The 14,258-nt window shown below is 67.6% G+C and carries 12 protein-coding genes and 1 pseudogene; 6 read left to right on the top strand and 7 right to left on the bottom strand.

Annotated features, from left to right (window positions below; all coding sequences use genetic code 11):
• Positions 1-194: 194 nt before the first annotated feature.
• Complete coding sequence (gene bfr / locus ACCQ05_RS19090; RefSeq protein WP_005990707.1) at positions 195-665, top strand: bacterioferritin; 471 nt, start codon at positions 195-197, stop codon at positions 663-665.
• A gap of 668 nt (positions 666-1,333) precedes the next feature.
• Here the strand turns inward: bfr and ACCQ05_RS19085 are convergent.
• Genes ACCQ05_RS19085 through ACCQ05_RS19075 form a run of 3 tightly spaced genes read right to left on the bottom strand, consistent with a single transcriptional unit; the run spans position 1,334 to position 6,267 of the window.
• Positions 1,334-3,598 (bottom strand): ATP-binding protein, encoded by a 2,265-nt coding sequence (locus tag ACCQ05_RS19085; protein WP_372392116.1) that lies wholly within the window; start codon positions 3,596-3,598, stop codon positions 1,334-1,336.
• A gap of 39 nt (positions 3,599-3,637) precedes the next feature.
• Entirely contained in the window at positions 3,638-5,602 is a 1,965-nt protein-coding gene (locus ACCQ05_RS19080; RefSeq protein WP_372392115.1) for an EAL domain-containing protein, read from the bottom strand.
• A gap of 38 nt (positions 5,603-5,640) precedes the next feature.
• The gene (locus ACCQ05_RS19075; RefSeq protein WP_228964859.1) at positions 5,641-6,267 is read right to left on the bottom strand and encodes a DUF4126 domain-containing protein; all 627 of its coding nucleotides are present in this window, start codon (positions 6,265-6,267) and stop codon (positions 5,641-5,643) included.
• 126 nt (positions 6,268-6,393) lie between these two features.
• Between ACCQ05_RS19075 and ACCQ05_RS19070 the strand changes: the two genes are divergently transcribed.
• The 5 genes from ACCQ05_RS19070 (at position 6,394) to ACCQ05_RS19050 (ending at position 10,292) form a co-directional block, all read left to right on the top strand.
• Positions 6,394-7,131 carry a DUF6776 family protein gene (locus tag ACCQ05_RS19070; RefSeq protein ID WP_104541677.1) on the top strand — a complete coding sequence of 246 codons (738 nt, stop codon included), beginning with the start codon at positions 6,394-6,396 and terminating at the stop codon, positions 7,129-7,131.
• Positions 7,132-7,134: 3 nt separating this feature from the next.
• Positions 7,135-7,584: a bactofilin family protein gene (locus ACCQ05_RS19065; protein ID WP_228964857.1), complete on the top strand. Its 450-nt coding sequence runs from the start codon at positions 7,135-7,137 to the stop codon at positions 7,582-7,584.
• A gap of 80 nt (positions 7,585-7,664) precedes the next feature.
• Positions 7,665-8,051, top strand: a complete 387-nt coding sequence (gene erpA, locus ACCQ05_RS19060; protein ID WP_064507548.1) for an iron-sulfur cluster insertion protein ErpA — start codon at positions 7,665-7,667, stop codon at positions 8,049-8,051.
• Positions 8,052-8,359: 308 nt separating this feature from the next.
• Positions 8,360-9,259, top strand: a complete 900-nt coding sequence (gene nudC / locus ACCQ05_RS19055) for an NAD(+) diphosphatase (protein ID WP_372392113.1) — start codon at positions 8,360-8,362, stop codon at positions 9,257-9,259.
• A gap of 139 nt (positions 9,260-9,398) precedes the next feature.
• Positions 9,399-10,292, top strand: a complete 894-nt coding sequence (locus tag ACCQ05_RS19050) for a cobalamin biosynthesis protein (protein ID WP_372392112.1) — start codon at positions 9,399-9,401, stop codon at positions 10,290-10,292.
• A 216-nt stretch (positions 10,293-10,508) separates the two neighbouring features.
• Here the strand turns inward: ACCQ05_RS19050 and ACCQ05_RS19045 are convergent, their stop codons facing one another.
• The 4 genes and pseudogenes from ACCQ05_RS19045 to ACCQ05_RS19030 all read right to left on the bottom strand — a co-directional run bounded on the left by ACCQ05_RS19045 (position 10,509) and on the right by ACCQ05_RS19030 (position 14,232).
• Entirely contained in the window at positions 10,509-10,967 is a 459-nt protein-coding gene (locus tag ACCQ05_RS19045; RefSeq protein WP_372392111.1) for a DUF4240 domain-containing protein, read from the bottom strand.
• Between the two features lie 126 nt (positions 10,968-11,093).
• Positions 11,094-11,505 (bottom strand): annotated as a pseudogene (locus ACCQ05_RS19040) (DUF2752 domain-containing protein).
• Positions 11,505-11,849 carry a CD225/dispanin family protein gene (locus ACCQ05_RS19035; RefSeq protein ID WP_228964852.1) on the bottom strand — a complete coding sequence of 115 codons (345 nt, stop codon included), beginning with the start codon at positions 11,847-11,849 and terminating at the stop codon, positions 11,505-11,507. Before ACCQ05_RS19035 ends, ACCQ05_RS19040 begins: the two are co-directional and overlap by 1 nt.
• A gap of 460 nt (positions 11,850-12,309) precedes the next feature.
• Positions 12,310-14,232 (bottom strand): MFS transporter, encoded by a 1,923-nt coding sequence (locus ACCQ05_RS19030; RefSeq protein WP_372392109.1) that lies wholly within the window; start codon positions 14,230-14,232, stop codon positions 12,310-12,312.
• Positions 14,233-14,258 lie beyond the last annotated feature (26 nt).

The following is a 14,258-nucleotide window of genomic DNA, read 5'->3' as shown; positions in this document are numbered from 1 at the left end:
GGCCGGCGCTTGGGTGGGCACGCCCTGCCTGCCCGGTGATGGCTGCGCTGCGGTAGATTGCGAAACGGTTCCGGTCGTATCACTGCGGTCAGGGTGGTCTCTCCAGCATCACGCAACTGATCACGATTCGCGTTCCTTCATGTGCCGCGGCAACGCGTTAGAGTGCGTCCGGCTCACTGTCTCGGAGACATCGCATGAAGGGCGATACCAAGGTCATCGAGTACCTCAACAAGGTGCTCTACAACGAACTCACTGCGATCAACCAGTACTTCCTGCACGCCAAGATGCTGAAGAACTGGGGCCTGAAGGAACTGGCCGAGCATGAGTACAAGGAATCCATCGACGAAATGAAGCATGCGGACAAGTTGTCCGACCGCATCCTGTTTCTCGAAGGGCTGCCGAACTTCCAGGCGCTGGGCAAGCTGCGCATCGGCGAGAACCCCACCGAGATGTTCCGCTGCGATCTTGCGCTGGAGCGCGAGGCGGTGGCGGTGCTGCGCGAAGCGGTGGCCTATGCGGAGACCGTCAACGACTACGTCAGCCGCCAGTTGCTGGTGGACATCCTGGAGTCGGAAGAAGAGCACATCGACTGGCTGGAAACCCAGCTGGATCTGGTCGCGCGCATCGGCGAGCCGAATTACCTGCTGACCAAGCTGGACGACTGAGCGCGGTAGGCGCTGTGCTGCTGTCGGTGCAGTGGGCCAGGTTGGTGATGGCAGGTTGGGGCGGGGACGGGTGATCGGCTGCGCGTGCTTGGTGTGGCCGTGGCCGTCCGGCGGGACGTGCGACGTGCAGGTGCGGTTGCCGGTAGCGTCGTTCCAATCTCGATTTCCTTGGCAACAGGGCTTCGATGCTTCGGCTGCTGTCTGGCGCCTTTGCGCTGCTCCAAGCCCCGGCGCGTTGGATGTGGATGCTCGCGCGGGACAACCGCAAGTGCGGCGATGAGGTGTCTGCGACCTGACGCGCTGCCGGACCTGCGGTGTGATGTCGCGCGCTGGATGCGGATGGCGTTGCGCGGATAGCGCCACAGCGAGGCGGGACGCGCTGTTTATCGCTTCGCTCCTTACCCTCACCCCAACCCCTCTCCCGGCGGGAGAGGGGCTTATATGCTCCGCTTCCGCTCCTGGATCCTGGATCCGAGCTGCGATCCTGTTCAATGCGATCCGGGATCATTTCCGGAACATCCAGTTCGAAAACCCGAGTTTGGGCTGCTGCTTGTGTCGGGCCAGAGGGATGCCGGCTCTCCGTCATCTGACTTCAACCGCATTCTGGATTGAAGGTGGTTCTGATCGAAGTGCTACGCAGGCTGAGTGCGGTAGTAGTCGGCGATCGCTCAATCGGCTGCGCGGGTGGCAGCCTGCAGGCGGGCGACCTGGCCCAGCAGGGCCAGGCGGGCACGGGCGTATTCGGCGATCACCAGCGCCACCATCACCGAGGGGCGCTCGATGGTGCCGGTGCGGGCGGCCAGTTCGATCCGGCGTGCGGCGTTGGAAACGGCCTGGGCGCCAACGTTGGCGCTGGAGGATTTGAGGGTGTGGGCCAGGTCGCGCAGCTGCATGCTGTCGCGGTTGGCCGCTGCCGCTTCCAATTGCTCGATGATTCCCGGGGCATCGTCCAGGAACAGCTGCAGGATGGTGATGGTGTCTGCGCCGGCGACTTCGTACAGCTCGTCGATGACGCTGCTGTCCAGGATCGGCAGCGCGCGGGCCTGGGCGCCGGCGCTGGCGCTCTCGGGGTCGGCCGGGGTGGCGCCGCTGGTGGAGCCGGGCAGCAACGGCTGGCGCGGTAGCCAGCGCTGCAGGCAGGCATCGAGTTGCTCGCGGGCGACCGGCTTGGAGAGATAGTCGTCCATGCCGGCGGCCAGGCAGCGTTCGCGGTCGCCGGCCATGGCGTTGGCGGTCATCGCCACGATCGGGATCGGGCGGCCGCCGCTTTCGGTTTCCATCGCGCGCCAGCGCCGGGTGGCGGCGTAGCCGTCCAGCACCGGCATCTGGCAATCCATGAAGACCATGTCGTAGCGGGTGGATTCCATCCGGCTCAGCGCCGCTTCGCCGTCGGTGGCGGTGTCGGCTTCGAAGCCCAGCACCGCCAGCAGCTTCTGCGCGACCAGCAGGTTGACCGGGTTGTCCTCGACCAACAGGATGCGCACGTCGCGTGCGTTGGCCATCGGCGGCGGCAGCGGTTCGGGAATCATCGCCGCCGCAGGCGCCGGCGCATGCACGGGCCGGGTTTCCGGCGGCAGCACCAGCGTGCGCAAGACCTCGTCCGGGCTCTGGCGCGGCACCAGGGTGGCGTGTTCCTGCAGCTCGCCGGGCACCGGTTCGTCGCCGTAGAGCCAGACCAGCCGGGAACCGCCCAGGTCCTCGGGCCGGGCCAGTGCGCGATGCACGGCGCGCGCGCTGTAGCGCAGCGTGTCGTGGTCGGCGATGACGCAGCGGAAGGCTTCGGTCTCGCTGTGGCGGCGCACGCGCTCCAGCGCCTCCTGGGTGGTCTCCATCAGCACATGCGCCACGCCCCAGCCGTCGAGCAGGCGTTTGAGGCGCTGCTGCAGGCGCGCATCGGAGCTGATGACCATGACCCGCGCGGCGTCGGCGCCGGTGGCCTGCTGCAGGTCGCCGATGACCTTGAGCAGCGGGATCTCGAACCAGAACGTGGAACCGCGCCCGGGTTCGGACTCCACGCCGATGCGCCCGCCCATCAGGTCGATGATGCGCTTGCAGATCGCCAGCCCCAGCCCGGTGCCGCCGTACAGGCGCGTGGTGGAGGCATCGGCCTGGGCGAAGGAGCGGAACAGGCGGGCCTGCTGGTCGGGCGCGATGCCGATGCCGGTGTCGCGCACCTGGAAGCGCAGCAGGTGCTGGGCGCGGGTTTCGCCCAGCCGGCGCAGCTGGATATCGATGCTGCCGCGTTCGGTGAACTTGATCGCGTTGCCGATCAGGTTGCCCAGCACCTGGCGCAGGCGGATCGGGTCGCCGCGCACCAGCAGCCGCACCGAGGGCTCGATGTCCAGGCCCAGGCGCAACTGCTTGCCTTCGGCGGTGCGTTGCAGCAGTTGCACCACGCCGTCGAGCAATTCGCGCAGGTTGAAGGTGGTGATTTCCAGTTCGAGCTTGTTGGCCTCGAGCTTGGAGTAATCGAGGATGTCGTCGACGATGCGCAGCAGCTGCAGCGAGCTGCCGGTCGCGGTCTGCAGCATGTCGCGCTGGTCCAGGCTGAGCTGGCCGCGCGAGATCAGCTCGAGCATCGGAATGATGCCGTTGAGCGGGGTGCGGATCTCATGGCTCATGGTGGCCAGGAACTCGCCCTTGGCCAGTGCGGCGGCTTCGGCGGCCTGCTTGGCGCGCAGTAGTTCCTGTTCGAGTTCGCCATGGCGTTGCAGCTCCTGCTGCAGGCGCTCACGGGCGAGTTCGGTCTCGTCCAGATGCTGCGACAGCTGCCGCTGCGCGCGCAGGCTGCGGTGCGCGGCGACGGCGGCGCACGCCGCCAGCACAACGGTCAAGGCGGCGGCAGCGGCGGCGACGCTGCGCCAGGGCCCCTGCACGCCGCTCCACTGCAGGGCGGCGCCAGCAGAGGTGGCGATGGCCGCCACGGTGGCCAAGCTGCTCCAGGCGCGAAGGCCTCCTGCCTGCGCCGTCACTTAGAGCACCGCGTTCGTGAAGTCGAAGTCCAGTTCCTTGCCGACGGTCTGCACCAGGTTGCCCTGGATGAAATCCACCCCGCTCATCCACATGGCCGCGGCGGCCTGCGGATCTTCGATGCGCTGGCCGATGATCAGCAGGCCGCGCTGGTGGGCGATGTCGATCACGCCGCGCAGCTCGTCGCGCACCGCGGCATTGCCATGCGCATCGGCGAAGCGATTGGCCATGCGCACGAAACTCAGCGGCAACTGGCTGAGCAGGGCGTTGGCTTCGTCGCCCGGCTCGAACTGGCTCAGGCAGAACTGCACACCGGCCGGCATCAGCCTGGCGCAGAACTGCTGCACGGTGACCGCATGGATCAGGGCATCGTCCAGGCGCAGGTCCACGATCAACGATTGCCCGGCCACGCCGCGTTCGGCCAACGCCTTGAGCAGCCAGTCGGCAAACGCGTCGCGCGCCAGGGTGCGCGGGGACTGCGACACGAACAGCCGCAGCGGCGGGCTGGCGTGCTGGTACAGGTGCAGCAGCCCCAGCGCGTGGTCCATGACCTGCTGGTCGAGGTCGGCGATGCGCCCGGCCGCTTCGGCGGCGGGAATGACCTGGCCGGCCGACAGCAGCGTGCCATCGGCCTGGCGCAGCCGCAGCAGCACCTGGTACTGCGCGGTGTCGCCGCCGGCCACCGCCACGATGGGCTGGTAGGCCAGTTCCAGCTGGCCTTCGACCAGGCGCAGTTGTTCCTGCTGCTCGGCCTGGCTGGGGGCCAGATAGGTCTGCACGCCGTCGCTGCGCAGGCGCGCCTGCAGCGCCGTGCGTTCGACCGCCTCCAGCGCGCTGCCGGTATCGTCGAAGCCCAGGCTCAACGGCGCGGCGCCGATGGCGCAGCGCACGTGCACCGATTCTTCTTCGCGTACCGCAAAGGCATTGGCGGAGAGCCGCTCGCGGATGTCCAGCGCGCGCTGCTCCAGGCTGGCTTCGTCCATCTCCACGGCCAGCAGCAGGAAGCTGTTGTCGTTCAGGCGGGCCAGCGGGTAAGGCTGTGCGGCGGTGGCCAGGCGATGCCCGGCCTGGGTCATCAGGCGCTCGTAGGCGGCGTAGCCGTAACGCTCGCGCAGGCCGAGCGCGCTGGCGATCTCGATGAAGAACAGGCCGCCGGCCTGCTTGCGCTGCAGCGCCTCGCCGAGCAGGTCCATCACGTGGCCGCGCGTGGGCAGGCCGGTTTCCGGATTGCTGCGCGCGCTGATCTGCTCGCCGGCCTGCTGCAGTGCCTGCTGGCGCGCACGGCGGATGCGGTTGGACACCGCCGCGATGAGATGGCGTGGGCGGATCGGCTTGGTCAGAAAGTCGTCGGCGCCGCTGTCGAGGACTTCGAACTGACGCTCCGGGTCCGGGTCGCCGGTCAGGAACACGATCGGCAGCAGGTGCTGGCCGGGTTGCTGGCGAATCAGGGTGGTCAGGCGGATGCCATCCAGCTCCGGCATGTGCAGATCCATCAGGATCAGGTCCGGGCGATAGTCCTGGATCGCCTGCGGCACGCTGGCGGCGGTCATTTCCACTTGCGCATGCATGCCGGCGCCATGCAGCACGCTCTGCGCGAACAAGGCCTGCGAGCGATCGTCTTCGACGATCAACACGCGATACGGCGCATCGGCCGCGATGGTGTCGCCACCGTCGGGTGTATTGGCAGGCGCCGCTGCGCGCGTCGGTGCTGCAGCGGGGCCGCGCGGTGTGACCACCGCGGCCGCTGACTGCGCCGGCGCAACCGGTGTCGCCAGGCTGGGCGCTGCGGCCGCGGCAGGCGCGGGAATGATCGCTGCGCTTACCGGCGCTGCGCGCTCCGCAGCGCTGGCGGCCTCGTCGGCCCAGCGCCGCCAGTAGTCGGCCGGCGGCGTCTCGGCGCGCAACGGGCGATTACGCGTGGCGGTGTCGTCACGGGTGGTGAAAGGAACCGGATCTCGGGCGGCCATCGATACTCCCAGCAGTCGCGATGATTATGCGATGAACTTCACGATAGCGGGGAGCGGCGTGCAGCCGGCGTGCTTGCCGCGCGCATCGGCGCCACCAGCCGGCGCATGCCCCGCCACAACAATCGCCACACCCACCACACCAGCAGCGCGGCCAGCACGCTGGAACCCACCGCCAGGCTCAACGCCAGCCATGGGTGCGCCAGCGCCAAGGCCAGTGCGGTGGTGGCGATAGTGTCCTCGGCCAGCGAGGCGATCCAGTTGCTGGCCGGCTCGGGCGAGGTGTTGAGCAAGGCGCGGCTGCCAGCCTTGAGCGCGTGGCTGGTCAGCGCCACTCCGGCACCGGCCGCCAGCGCGCCGCCACTCAGGTCGCCGTCCGGCGACAGCGTGGCCGCGGCCAGGAATGCGCCAGCCGGCACCCGCGCCAGGGTGTGCAGCAGATCCCAGCCCGAATCCACGCCGGGGATCTTGTCGGCGAAGAATTCGGCCACCGCCAGCGCGCCGGAGGTGCCCAGCACCCACCACGACTGCGCCGGATGCAGGGCAGGCGGCAGCTCGATCCAGCCGAGCAGGCCGGCCAGGCCGACCCCGAACACGGTGAGGTAGACGCGGATGCCGGCCAGCCAGGCCAGCAGGATGCCGATCACGAACAGATGGGCCTCGCTCATGGCGCTGCTTCCTGCGAACAATGCGGAACTATCGGATAACCGCCGGTCCAACGCCAGCGCGACGGCCGACCAAGCTCTGGCACACTACGCCGCCGACCAGCGCCGGCCCGTCCGGACCCGATGCCCATGAGACCAGCCGCACGCGTTCAGATCGTCCAACGGGAGTCGGGCGGCGGCCGTTCCGGCGGCCGCTGGCTATGGGGTGCGATCGCCCTGCTGTGGCTGGCATCGCTGGGCGGGGTGTGGTGGATGGCCACGCGGACGGCCGCACCGCGCCTGGTCCAGGCCGAGGCGGCGCTGCAGCAGGCCCAGCGCAGCCAGGCCCAGCAGCGGCGGCAGATCGAGCAGTTGCAGCAGCGCCAGGTCAACCTGGCGATGTCCGACAAGATCAGCCGCGCCGCCAACACGGAGGTGCAGGCCTCGCTGGCCGAACGCGACGAGCAGATCGCCGCGTTGCGCGCCGACGTGGCCTTCTACGAACGCCTGGTGGGCTCCACCGCGCAGCGCAAGGGGCTCAATGCGCACTCGGTGCAGTTCACCGCCGAGGCCGGCGGCACCTGGAATTACAGCGTGGTGCTGACCCAGAACCTCAACCGTGGCGCGATCAGCCAGGGCCAGCTGCGCTTTGCGGTGGAAGGCGTGCGCGCCGGCAAGCTGGTGACGGTGAGCTGGAACGAGCTGCATCAGAAGCCCGATGCCGCCGGCCAGCCGTATTCGTTCCGCTATTTCCAGCAGCTGGACGGCAGCGTGATCCTGCCGAAGGATTTCACCCCGCAACGTGTCAAAATCTCCCTGAGCGGCGATGGGGCGCCGGTCAATCAGACATTCGATTGGAAAGTCGCCGGCAATGGCGCGGGGGAGTAGCTCATGTTCGGAAACAAGTCCAACCGTGGTGCGCAGACCGTGGTCGATACCTTGATCGGGCCGCAGGTGGTCATCCGCGGCGACCTGACCTTCAGCGGCGGCCTGTACGTGGAAGGCCGCATCCTGGGCAAGGTGATCGCCGAAGACGGTGCGAGCGCCACCTTGACGGTGGCCGAGCAGGGCAGCATCGAGGGCGAAGTGCGCGCACCGGTGGTGATCATCAACGGCCAGCTGACCGGCGATGTGCATGCCGCCGAGCGGGTCGAGCTGGCCGCCAATGCGCGCGTGCAGGGCAACGTGCACTACCAGGTGGTGGAGATGAGCGCCGGCGCGCAGCTCACCGGGCGCCTGATCCATGCCGCCGCCGCAGGCGCCACCGCGGCGCTGCCGGCCCCGGAAGGCCAGCGCGCCGAGCCGGCCAAGGCCGCGCAGGCCGAAACCGCCGACGCCTGAGCCGCGACGCGGCTGGAGCGCAACGCTGTGGTCGGCACCTGCGGCTTGAAGTGGAGCCGCCCGGCCCCCATGCTGACGGCATGAGCACGCTCGTTTCGCTTCCCACTGCCGCCCCGGCGCCGGACTACCAGTCCATCGACCGGCCGTTGAACTTCTCCGGCGCTGCCGCCGCCAAGGTGCGCGAGCTGATCCAGGAGGAAGGCAACGCCGATCTGGCGTTGCGCGTGTACATCCAGGGCGGCGGGTGTTCCGGCTTCCAGTACGGCTTCGAGTTCGACGAGAACCGCGCCGAGGACGATCTGGCCGTGGCCACCGACGGGGTGACGTTGCTGGTGGACCCGCTGAGCCTGCAATACCTGATGGGTGCCGAGGTGGACTACACCGAAAGCCTGACCGGTGCGCAGTTCGTGATCCGCAACCCCAATGCCAAGACCACCTGCGGCTGCGGGAGCAGCTTCAGCGTGTAAGAGCTTCAGTGTGGAAGGCACGCGTGCTGGCGTGGACGCAGGCGGCAAGTGTCCACCGCGGTGATCCGGTGGCTGGGTTCACTCTACGAACCCGCTGGTCGATGCGGGCCTGCGGCATCTGAGTGGGTATCCGTGCATCAGCTGGTCTGTGCATCGGCTCGCGGTAGGGGCGCGAGGCCAACGACGCTTGCGATGCATCGATGGCCGGCAGCCTCCGCGTCGGGCATTTGAATCTGCAGCCTTGGATCGTTCGACAACCGTGCGCCGCATGGTTGCGGGTGTCGCCGATTATCGGCAGGCTTGCGCCGATGTCAGAATCCACTCTTCCGTTGTCCGGTTTCGCCTTCGCCCACACGCCACTGGATCGCGGCGATGCGCTGCGTGACGACCCGGCTGCCCTGGCGCAGCTGTGGGCGCAGGGCCATGTGCTGTTGATCGATGCCAAGGGCACCGCCCTGGCCGATGCGCAGGGACAGCCGCTGTTGCTGCAGGGCGCCGCGCTTGCCGACGGGCCGGAGGCGGCGATCTTCCTGGGGGTGCGCGATGGCCAGGGCTGGTTCTGCCTGTCGGCCGATCCGCTGGACCTGAAGGCGCCGCAACGGGTGGACCTGCGCCAGGCGGCGGCCGAATGGCCGGCAGACACTGCCACTGTGGCGTCGTATGCGCGGGCGATGTTGCACTGGCAGTCGCGCACGCGGTTTTGCGGTGTCTGCGGCGGGGCGATCGTGTTCCGCCGTGCCGGCTTCATCGCCCATTGCACGCAGTGCCAGACCGAGCATTATCCGCGTGTGGATCCGGCCATCATCGTCGCGGTCAGCGACGGGCAGCGGCTGCTGCTGGGCCGCCAGGCCAGCTGGGCGCCGCGGCGCTATTCGGTGATTGCCGGCTTCGTCGAGCCGGGCGAATCGCTGGAGCAGACCGTGGCGCGCGAAGTGCACGAGGAAACCCGCGTGCGGGTCCAGCACTGCCGCTATCTGGGCGCGCAGCCGTGGCCGTTTCCCGGCGCGTTGATGCTGGGCTTCAGTGCGCATGCGGCCGCCAGCGAGGTGCCACAGGTCACCAGCGAGCTGGAAGACGCGCGCTGGGTCAGCCATGCCGAGGTCGGTGCGGCGCTGGCCGGGCAGGGAGGAGACGAGGGCATGGGGCTGCCGCCGCCCATCTCGATCGCGCGTGCGCTGATCGAGCACTGGTACCGCACCCATGGCTGAGTGCCCAGGCCTCGCATCCTGCGGCCCGCTCGCCGGGGCGGTCGCTGCGCAGCGTGCTGTCGCGCCCGCGAACGGTGCGCAGCCGTCGTTGCGGTCCGGTTGCGCCTGCTCGGCTAGACTCGGCTGAGGAGGGACACCCATGTTCACTACCCTGGTTGCCGTCGTCGTCGCACTCACGCTGGGCCATCTGGTGCCGGCGCAGGTGGCCAGGCTGCGGCGTTTCGGCTGGTTCGGCCACTGGCTGCGCCGATTGGATAGCTACGCTGCCGGGCGCGGGGCGTGGCAGGGCCGCTACGGCGTGCTGCTGGCCTTGCTGCCGGTGCTGGTCGTGGTGGCGCTGCTGCAATGGGCGCTGGACGATGTGTGGCACGGCTTCCTGTCGCTGCTGTTCGGCGTGGCGGTGCTGGCCTGGACCTGGGGCCCGCGCGATCTGGATCGCGATGTCGAAGCGGTGATCGACGCCGACGAGCCCGGCGCGCGACGCGAGGCGATTTCGCACCTGCAGGCGGCCGGCGGCAGCGTGCACGAGGACGCGCCGTCGCTGGTGGAGGCGGTGGTGGTCAATGGCCTGCGCCGCTGGTTCGCGGTGCTGTGGTGGTTCCTGCTGCTGGGGCCGTTCGGCGCGGTGTTGTACCGCCTGACCGCGCTGGCAGTGGAAAGCCCGCTGGCGGTGCTGCTGCCGCCACGCAACCTGGCTGGCGCGCGCTGGCTGCTGGCCGCGCTGGAATGGCCGGTGGCGCAGCTGATCACGGTGTCGATGGCGCTGGTGGGCAATTTCGACACGGTGTTCCGGGCCTGGCGCGAAGCGCACGGCAACCGCTGGACGCTGGAGCCGCATTTCCTGGGCGCGGTGGCGCGCGCCAACGTCAGTGCCGACCTGCGCGAGGAAGCGCACGACTACACCGATTCGGGCCTGGTGCCGGTGTGGCGCCGCCTGCCGGAAGTCCGCGATGCGATGAGCCTGGTCTGGCGCGTGCTGCTGCTGTGGATGGTAGTGCTGGCGTTGCTGGTGATTGCGGGGTGGGTGCGGTGACGTTGCGTGCCACGCCAAAGTAGTTGCAAGCGTCGTACTGCTTCTCGTCCTGGCACAGCGTTTCGCTCGTTTCGGCGTAGTTCTTGAATCCAGGCCCAGCAGTGATATCGCTGCGCGCGTGGCCTTGCGCGTTAAACACGTGCCCGCCGGAGCGTCCGCGACGGTTCGACGCCCGAAGTAAACCGACACGTGAGGCGTGTCGGCTTCGGTAGCGTGTCATGCACCGGCCTTGGCCCAAAGATCGGGGTTGCTGCCCGACTCATAGCGAACAGTTGCCTCGAATGCCCAGTCTGATGGGTCGCAACCGCTACTTGCTGCCCAGGCATTTGGGGCGACGTAAAGCAATGACTTGCACCATTGGTCAGCCGAGCGCTGCATTTCGGTCGGAGTCCTTTTTACGCGGGAATAGTACTCCTCGCCACAAGCGACCACATAGCATCTGGCATAAAGAAAGCCATCGTCGGACTGCCCAGAGGCGCCGGCATGTTCTGCGTACTTCTTTCCGTCGATCGCAAAAAGATGCTGCGAAAGATGCTCATGGAAAGCTTCGATGCTCGTAACTTCCATGGCAGCTAAGGCCGATGTAAGAGAGCTCAGGGCGCGATCTTCGTCTTCATCCTCCAGCGCAACGCGATCAACAAGTTTCATTAGCCGCCAAAATTGACTGTTTTCCATAACCTACTCCACGTAAGGGCTAATGGTTGGTGCCACATCGGGCGGCGTCGCTAAGTGGCATCGCTTTGGCTGGTTCGTCAGCAGGGCTTCTCGATGAAGCGTTGCTTCGCAACGCCCTTTTTCGATTTAACCCGGCGCGAGCAGCGTGAACGGAAACCACGGCAAATTCCGTACAATCCAGTATGTGGGCAATGCCCATAACCAGAATTTCGGCTCGGACATCACGGTTACCACGGGGGCGAACCAGCGCGCGCGCCAGCCGGCTTTCCAGGCGATCAGGCCGGGCAGGGTGAACAGGCCGAGGACCGCTGCCGGGTTCATGGCGAAGGCGCCGGGCAGGTCGAAATGCATCAAGTGAATAAAGCGCGCGGGTCATGCCGCAGCCGGGGCAGTAGCAACCGGTGACGGCGCGGAAGACGCAGGGCGGGAACGGGCTGTTGCTTGCGTTCGGATCGAAGCGGTACAGCAGTGACACGCCGAAGGCGGCCACGCCGGTGGCCGCCCCCAGCCCAAGCCAATGGCGTGGACGCAGCTGCATCACTGCATGTGTTGCAACTGCTGCATGTATTCCATGTAGCTCTGCATGCCGCCGGTGGCAACCATGCCGATGTTGATCAGCAGGCCGATCACGGCCAGCACGCTGGTCACGATGCACCAGGTCTTGGCGGTATTGGAGGCGCGGCGCGCGCCGTCGATGTCGCCCATGTTGAGCAGGCCATTGACCTTGCTGGAGAACACGATCGCCACGATGCCGGTGATCAGGGCCGGGCAGCACAGGCAAAAGCCTAGCACGGTGGAAACGATCGCCCAGATCAGGTGGTTCGGTACCGGGCCGGGCGCGGCGCTGGACGAGGGGTGGATCGGCGGCGGGATGGCACTCATGGTGAAGCTCCTTGGGTGGTAAACAACAGCGAACTGATGGGTGAGTGGGGTGAGTTATCGGGTGCCGGGCGCAGCAAGCTACGCGGCGCGCGCTGGCGATGGCCGCAGGGGCCTGAAGCGAAAGTGCGGTGGGCGTGCGCCGCGCTCGGGCCGGCAGCCTCCGAGCATGCCTGTCGCGCAGCACCGGGCTGGACGTTTGCATGCGTCATCGCCCTGGCGCTCCGCAGCCGCACGGCAAGTGCGCACATCGGCGTGCCAATCGCTGCCGGCATGGCAGCCAGCCGCTGGAAGGAGTGACGCCAGCCGATCACGGCAGGCGCCTCAGGCGCGATGATGTTGAGCACAACGACGTCCCCCGGTACGACCGGCCGCGCCCGCTTGGCGAGTGCGGCGGTAAAGCGTGCAGTGGCGCACAGGCTACTCGCGGGGCGCGATGGACGCAAAGCCCGCATCTGGTGGCTCAGGGACGGTCCTGGCGCAGCGCGCGCACCTGTTGCTCGAGCAGCGCGGCGCTGGCCTGGTCGCCGGCGATGGCGGGGCCGGCCACCACCTCGATCTGCGCGCGCATTCGCCGCGGCACGCGCATGCGGCCCAGGCGCGTGTCGCGCCGGCTCCACATGCTCGACCACATGCCGCGCAGCGCCATCGGGAGTACCGGCACGTTGCGGCGCTGCAGGATCCTTTCGACACCGGATTTGAACGCGGCGATCTCGCCATCCTTGGTCAACGCGCCTTCGGGGAAGATGCACACCAGCTCGCCGTCGGCCAGTGCCGCATCGATACGGTCGAAGGCCTGCTGCATCAGCGCCGGATCTTCGCGCGCGCCGGCGATCGGAATGGCCTTGGCGGTGCGGAAGATCCAGCGCATCACCGGGATGCGGAAGATCTTGTAGTACATGACAAAGCGCACCGGGCGCGGGATCACCGCCGACAGGATCAGCGCGTCCATGTAGCTGACGTGGTTGCACACCAGCAATGCGGCGCCCTCGTCGGGCACGTGGGTGTCGATGTCGCGCGCGCGCAGGCGGTACAGCACGCTCACCAGCACCCAGCTGAGAAAGCGCATCAGGAACTCGGGCACCAGGGTGAAGATCCACAGCGCCACCAGCGTGTTGGCGATGGCCAGCGCCAGGAACACCTGCGGGATGCTCAGCCCGGGCATCGGAATACGCACGCCGAACAGCACCAGCTGCGGCAACTGCAGCGCGACGCCGATGACGGCCGCGGCCACGATGAACAACGAGTTCTGGATGTTGAGCCCGGCGATCACGCGCGAGAGTTCGGCCTTGGGCGTGCGGCTCTGGATCAGCGCGAACAACGGCACCACGAACAGTCCGGTGAACAGGCCGATGCCGACCAGATCGATGATCAACCGCACGCTGCCTGCCTGCTGCACGAACTGGCCGATCGACAGCTCGCTCACCGGCGCGGCACCGGGGCGGGCGAAATACAGGTCCAGCAGGAACGCGCTGATGCCGAATGCGCCCAGCGGCACCAAGCCGATTTCCACGGTACGCCCGGACAGCCGTTCGCATAGCAGCGAACCCACGCCGGTGCCGATCGAAAACAGCGCCAGCGCGAATACATACAGGTCCTGCCGGCCGCCGAGATTGAGCTGCGCATAGGTGGGCAACTGCGCGGTGAGCACGGTGCCCACGAACCAGAACCACGACACGCCCAGCACCGCGTTGCGCACCGCCGGCGTGCGCCGGGTCAGGCGCATGATGGCGCGCGATTCGGGGATGGGGTTCCAGTTGATCTGCAAGTCCGGCGCGCCGGCATCGACCTTGGGCACCAGTCGCGCCACCAGGTTGCCGGTGACGGCGATGACGATCACCGCAGTGGCCGCCGCCTCCGGGCCATGGCTGCCGGCGATCTGGAAGATCAAGCCGCCGAAGATCATGCCGCACAGGATCGAGATCGAGGTGCCCATCTCGACCAGGCCGTTACCGCCGGTGAGTTCCTCCGGTTTGAGCACCGAAGGCAGGATCGAATACTTCACCGGCCCGAACAGCGTGGATTGCAGCCCGGTGCAGAACAGCGCGACCAGCAGGATCACCATGTTCTCGGTGATGAAGCCCACCGCGGCCAGTGACATGATGGCGATCTCCATCGTGGTGGTGATCACGATGAGCTTCTGTTTTTCCAGCTTCTCGGCGATCTGCCCGGCCAGCGCGGAAAACAGGAAGTACGGCAGGATGAACAGTGCCGGCGCCAGGTTGGTATAGAGCGTGCGTTGCGCCGCGTCGATGCCCAGATAGAACAGCAGGCCGATGATGGCCTGCCGATACACGTTGTCGTTGAACGCGCCCAGCGCCTGGACGGCGAAGAACGGCAAGAAGCGGCGCTGCCTGAGCAGGGCGAACTGGCTGTGACCGGACATGCAGTTTCCTTTGCGAACGCGCGCAG

Origin of the sequence: Xanthomonas sp. NCPPB 3582 (assembly GCF_041475735.2) — a bacterium.
GTDB lineage: Bacteria > Pseudomonadota > Gammaproteobacteria > Xanthomonadales > Xanthomonadaceae > Xanthomonas > Xanthomonas codiaei.
Note: the sequence above shows the minus strand (reverse complement) of the source record. Positions and strands in the feature narration are given on the sequence as shown.

What these genes read in the sequence shown, in the direction of transcription:
- ACCQ05_RS19035 (WP_228964852.1), bottom strand. Translation starts at nt 11,849, where the DNA reads ATGAGTGCCATCCCGCCGCCGATCCACCCCTCGTCCAGCGCCGCGCCC.
- ACCQ05_RS19075 (WP_228964859.1), bottom strand. Translation starts at nt 6,267, where the DNA reads ATGAGCGAGGCCCATCTGTTCGTGATCGGCATCCTGCTGGCCTGGCTG.
- bfr (WP_005990707.1), top strand. Translation starts at nt 195, where the DNA reads ATGAAGGGCGATACCAAGGTCATCGAGTACCTCAACAAGGTGCTCTAC.
- ACCQ05_RS19030 (WP_372392109.1), bottom strand. Translation starts at nt 14,232, where the DNA reads ATGTCCGGTCACAGCCAGTTCGCCCTGCTCAGGCAGCGCCGCTTCTTG.
- ACCQ05_RS19065 (WP_228964857.1), top strand. Translation starts at nt 7,135, where the DNA reads ATGTTCGGAAACAAGTCCAACCGTGGTGCGCAGACCGTGGTCGATACC.
- erpA (WP_064507548.1), top strand. Translation starts at nt 7,665, where the DNA reads ATGAGCACGCTCGTTTCGCTTCCCACTGCCGCCCCGGCGCCGGACTAC.
- ACCQ05_RS19050 (WP_372392112.1), top strand. Translation starts at nt 9,399, where the DNA reads ATGTTCACTACCCTGGTTGCCGTCGTCGTCGCACTCACGCTGGGCCAT.
- nudC (WP_372392113.1), top strand. Translation starts at nt 8,360, where the DNA reads ATGTCAGAATCCACTCTTCCGTTGTCCGGTTTCGCCTTCGCCCACACG.
- ACCQ05_RS19070 (WP_104541677.1), top strand. Translation starts at nt 6,394, where the DNA reads ATGAGACCAGCCGCACGCGTTCAGATCGTCCAACGGGAGTCGGGCGGC.
- ACCQ05_RS19045 (WP_372392111.1), bottom strand. Translation starts at nt 10,967, where the DNA reads ATGGAAAACAGTCAATTTTGGCGGCTAATGAAACTTGTTGATCGCGTT.
- ACCQ05_RS19080 (WP_372392115.1), bottom strand. Translation starts at nt 5,602, where the DNA reads ATGGCCGCCCGAGATCCGGTTCCTTTCACCACCCGTGACGACACCGCC.